We start from the raw sequence: 4450 nt of genomic DNA, 5'->3' as shown, positions 1-4450 counted from the left end.
TGGATGACGAGATGGGTGATATGGTTCGCCACGGGCTTGTCTTCCAGTGCCGCTTCCCGTGCGACTGTCTCGGCGGCGAGCACGATATCGCCCAGCATCGGCGGCAGCGGACCGTCCTTCGATAGCGGAAAGGCAGGGAAAGACAAGACGTTGGTCGGGTTGTCCTTGCCGCGCCAGCCGGCGTTGAGCTCGCGGATATGAGCGTCGTCGGCAAAGACGATGCTCAGCTCGGAAGCGCCCTCGATGCCGGTTTCGGCAAAGGCGGCAGCTGCGGCGCGATCGACCAGGCGCGTCAGCGCCATCTCATCGGGCCAGTCGCCGGCCTCAATCGAAATATCGATGTCGACGGGCAGGCCGCCGGGTTTCCTGTCTTCAGCCATGCGGCTTTTTCGTCAGCTTTCCGCGCCCAGGCCCCTGGCCAGTTTGCCGTCCCGGTCATAGGCCTTGACGATCTCGGCGACCAGCGGATGCCTGACGACGTCGCCCTCGTTGAAGCGTACCGTCACCATGCCGGTTACGCCGTCGAGGATGCGGAGCGCCTCCACAAGGCCGGACTTGGTGTTCGGCGGTAGGTCGATCTGGGTCGGATCGCCGGTGACGATCATGCGCGAATTCTCCCCGAGACGGGTGAGGAACATCTTCATCTGCATCGGCGTGGTGTTCTGCGCTTCGTCGAGGATGACAGCGGCGTGCGCCAAGGTGCGGCCGCGCATGAAGGCCAGCGGCGCGATCTCGATCACTTCGGCGGCGATCGCCCGCTCGACCTTGTCGGCCGGCATCATGTCGTAAAGCGCGTCGTAGAGCGGCCGCAGATATGGATCGACCTTCTCCTTCATGTCGCCGGGCAGGAAGCCCAGCCGCTCGCCGGCTTCGACCGCCGGCCGCGACAGCACGATGCGCTCGACCATGCCGCGTTCGAGCAGCATGGCGGCATGCGCCACCGCCAGATAGGTCTTGCCGGTGCCGGCCGGGCCGATGCCGAAGACGAGCTCGGAGCGCTCCAGCGCGCGCATATAGGCGTCCTGGTTGAGCGAGCGGGCATAGATCGTCTTCTTGCGCGTCGCTATCTGAGCGGCGGACATCTTGCCCTTGCGCTCCAGCGTCGGCAACGTCAGTTGGTCGTCGGCGGCGATCGCCATGCGCACGGCGCCGTCGACGTCGGACTGACCGATGTCGACGCCCTTCTGGAGAATGCCGTAGAGGTTGTCGAGCGCGCGGCGCGCCTGCTCGGCGGCAGAGGCCGAGCCCTTGATGGTCAGCTGATTGCCGCGCGAGCGGATGTCAACGCCCAACTTCTGCTCGAGCCTGGCCAAGTTTTCGTCGAACTGGCCATACAGGGCGCTGGCAAGCTTGTTGTTGTCGAAGGTCAGAACGATGTGCGCCATGTCGGAAGCCCCGGATGCCTGGTTCGGGGGCAAGTTCTTCAGTTCAGCAGCGCTCAACCGTCTCTCCTCATCTGCCGAGGCTTGTGGCTATGCATGTCGTTGTCCCAAACCCGCGGGCACTTTTGGGCGACATGCATCAGGCCAACTCGGCGAACAGGCTATTGTAGCCCGTCCTTGTGATTCGTACCTCGATAATGTCACCGATTTCGCCGGCCTTTTCATCAACAATAACCGGCTGCAGCCAGGGCGAGCGGCCGACCTTCTGGCCGGCCTGGCGGCCCGGCTTCTCGATCAGCGTATCGATGGTCCTGCCGACAAGGCTCGCGCCGAAACCCTGCTGCTGCTCCAGGAGTAGCGCCTGCAGGCGCTGCAGGCGCTCGTCCTTGACGGATTCCGGCAGGTGGCCGGCCATTTCGGCGCCTGGCGTGCCTGGACGCGGCGAATATTTGAATGAGAAGGCCGAGGCATAGTTGACCTCGCGCACCAGCTGCATGGTCGCTTCGAAATCGGCTTCCGTCTCGCCGGGAAAGCCGACGATGAAATCGCCGGACATGGCGATGTCGCCGCGCGCGGCGCGGATGCGATCGATGAGCGCCAGATAGTCGCGCGCCGTATGCCTGCGGTTCATCGCCTTCAGGATGCGGTCCGAACCCGACTGCACCGGCAGATGCAGATAGGGCATCAGCGCCGGCAGGTCTCGGTGGGCGGCGATCAATTCATCATCCATGTCGCGCGGATGGCTGGTGGTGTAGCGCAACCGCGCCAGGCCAGGAATCTCGGCCAACCTAGACAGCAGGCGGCCAAGCCCCCACTCCTCGCCGCCTTCGCCCTCGCCGTGCCAGGCGTTGACGTTCTGGCCAAGCAGCGTCACTTCACGCACGCCGGCTTCCGCCAGGCGCTCGGCCTCGGCGACGATCTGCGCCACCGGCCGCGAGACTTCCGAGCCGCGCGTGTAGGGCACGACGCAGAAGGTGCAGAACTTGTCGCAACCTTCCTGCACCGTGAGAAAGGCGGTGACGCCGCGCTTGGCGACCTCGGCGCGCTTCGGCTGCGGCAGGTGCTCGAACTTGTCCTCGACGGCATAGTCGGTCTCGACGATCTTCTCGCCGCCACGCACCCTTGCCAACACGTCGGGCAGCCGGTGGTAGGTCTGCGGACCGATGACCAGATCGACGGCCGGCGCGCGGCGGATGATCTCGGCGCCTTCGGCCTGCGCCACGCAGCCGGCGACGCCGATCAGCAGCTCACGTCCCATCCCGGCCCGTTCAGCTTTCATGTCGCGAATGCGGCCAAGCTCGGAATAGACTTTTTCCGCCGCCTTTTCCCGGATGTGGCAGGTGTTGAGCAGGACCAGGTCGGCATCATCGACAATATCGGTCGCGACATAGCCGTCCGCCGCCAGCGCATCGGTCATGCGCTGCGAGTCGTACACGTTCATCTGGCAGCCATAGGTCTTGACGAAGACTTTCTTCGCCGCCGGAGGGGCAGCCAGGCTGTCGGCAGCGATGCCGATATCGTTCCGTTCTGTCGTGTTCAGGTCCATCGGGCGGCTTCTAACGCCTTTCAGGGACAAAAAACAGACGATTCTGCGCCCTGGCGACGTGTCCCGGACGCGCGGGGGCGCGTCAGCGGCTCGGGCGCGGCTCGGCAAGCGCCGCCTGCACCATCTCGCGCACCCGGCTTTCCATCAGCTTTGCCGTCTCCTTGCGGTTCGAGCCCTTGGAGAAGGCAATCGGCTCGCCGAAATGCAGCTCGACATCGAGCGCGCCTTCGGCGAGCAGCACCTTGAGATGCGGCATCAGGTCCTCGTCGCCGATCCAGGCGGCGATCGGCCGGTGGCGGCGGCCGAGCGGCACGCCATGCAGCCTGGTGTAGACGATCGCCACCGGCTGGATGAACACTGCCTCCGTCGCCCCTTCCGAAATCGCCATCGAGGCGGCGCCGAACAGCGTGCTCTTGAAGGGCAAAAGCAGGTTGCCGTCGCCGGTCGAGCCTTCGGCGAACAGCACCATGGCGTCGCCATTGGCCATGCGGCCGGCGATCTCGCTGGCCTGGTCGCCCGAGCTGCGCTTGCGCTCGCGCTCGATGAAGACGGTGCGCTGCAGCTTCGACAGCATGCCGATCATCGGCCAGTTCGCCATGTCGGCGCGGGCGATGAACTTCACGTCGACCCTGGAGCCGAGCACCATGATGTCGGTCCAGGAGATGTGGTTGGACGCGACCAGCAAGGGGCGCCTGGCCGACAGCGCGCCCTTGACGTGGATGCGCAGGCCGAGCGCCCTGGCGATCATCCGGTGCCAGATCTTGAGGATGAGGGTTTCCGGCCACAGCCCGGTCTTCATCGACAGGATCTGCAGCGGCACCAGGACCAGCGAGCCGGCGACGACCAGACCAAGCGCCAGGAAAATCCGTAATTTCTTGATCATCAGCGCAGGCCCTGTCCCGGCGTGTCGCTAGCGAAGATCGCGGCGCATGACAAGCGCGCCGGTCGGGCCGCGCTCGGGCGATCTGTAGTAGTTGGCGCGCTTGCCGACCTCACGGAAGCCGAGCCGCCGGTAGAGCGCGATGGCCGCGACATTGGTCTCGTCGACCTCGAGGAACAGCGCCTCGGCTCGTTGCGCGTGCAATTCGCGCAGCACCGCGTCCATCAATTGCCAGCCAAGCCCCTGGCGGCGGTGGGAGCGGGCGACGGCTACGGTGAGAATCTCGCCCTCGCCTGCCGCCAGCCGCGCCAGCACGAAGCCGACTGGTGGCTTGCCGCCCTGTCCGGTTTCGCGCGCGGCATAGCCGAATACGGTGTCCTGTTCGAGCAAAGCCGCGAACTCGCCGTCGCTCCACGGCCGCACAAAGTCCTCCTGATGCAGCACCGAGACAGCCTCGCTGTCGGCAACCGTCAGCGGCTGAAGCGCATAGTCCCTGCGGCGCGGCTGAAAAAAGGGGATGCGCATCAGCTCTTTTTTCCTTCCGGACCATGATCTTGCCCAAAAACCGGGGCCCGCTTTTTGGGATCATGGTCTTGTCTTGGAAGAATGAAACCGGCCTGCGGCTTGGCATCGGCGCCGCGC

General features: G+C 65.3%; 5 protein-coding genes. All 5 read right to left on the bottom strand.

Features of this window, described 5'->3' with window-relative positions:
• On the bottom strand, window positions 1-380 hold a 380-nt coding region (ybeY, locus tag EN742_RS25660; protein WP_128333424.1), incomplete at its 3' end, for an rRNA maturation RNase YbeY.
• Window positions 381-392: 12 nt separating this feature from the next.
• Window positions 393-1442, bottom strand: coding sequence for a PhoH family protein (locus EN742_RS25655; RefSeq protein ID WP_126056677.1), 1050 nt, complete (start codon window positions 1440-1442; stop codon window positions 393-395).
• Between the two features lie 79 nt (window positions 1443-1521).
• Window positions 1522-2928 (bottom strand): tRNA (N6-isopentenyl adenosine(37)-C2)-methylthiotransferase MiaB, encoded by a 1407-nt coding sequence (gene miaB, locus EN742_RS25650; RefSeq protein ID WP_127404991.1) that lies wholly within the window; start codon window positions 2926-2928, stop codon window positions 1522-1524.
• An 82-nt stretch (window positions 2929-3010) separates the two neighbouring features.
• Window positions 3011-3811: a 1-acyl-sn-glycerol-3-phosphate acyltransferase gene (locus EN742_RS25645; RefSeq protein WP_127404990.1), complete on the bottom strand. Its 801-nt coding sequence runs from the start codon at window positions 3809-3811 to the stop codon at window positions 3011-3013.
• Window positions 3812-3838: 27 nt separating this feature from the next.
• Window positions 3839-4333, bottom strand: coding sequence for a ribosomal protein S18-alanine N-acetyltransferase (gene rimI, locus EN742_RS25640; protein ID WP_127282749.1), 495 nt, complete (start codon window positions 4331-4333; stop codon window positions 3839-3841).
• Window positions 4334-4450 lie beyond the last annotated feature (117 nt).

Source organism: Mesorhizobium sp. M4A.F.Ca.ET.020.02.1.1 (genome assembly GCF_004022645.1).
In the GTDB taxonomy this organism is placed as follows: Bacteria; Pseudomonadota; Alphaproteobacteria; order Rhizobiales; family Rhizobiaceae; genus Mesorhizobium.
This window is presented reverse-complemented; position numbering and strand designations above follow the sequence as displayed.

Excerpts from the sequence above, each read along its gene's own strand:
- miaB (WP_127404991.1), bottom strand. The coding sequence starts at position 2,928 with ATGGACCTGAACACGACAGAACGGAACGATATCGGCATCGCTGCCGAC.
- EN742_RS25645 (WP_127404990.1), bottom strand. The coding sequence starts at position 3,811 with ATGATCAAGAAATTACGGATTTTCCTGGCGCTTGGTCTGGTCGTCGCC.
- rimI (WP_127282749.1), bottom strand. The coding sequence starts at position 4,333 with ATGCGCATCCCCTTTTTTCAGCCGCGCCGCAGGGACTATGCGCTTCAG.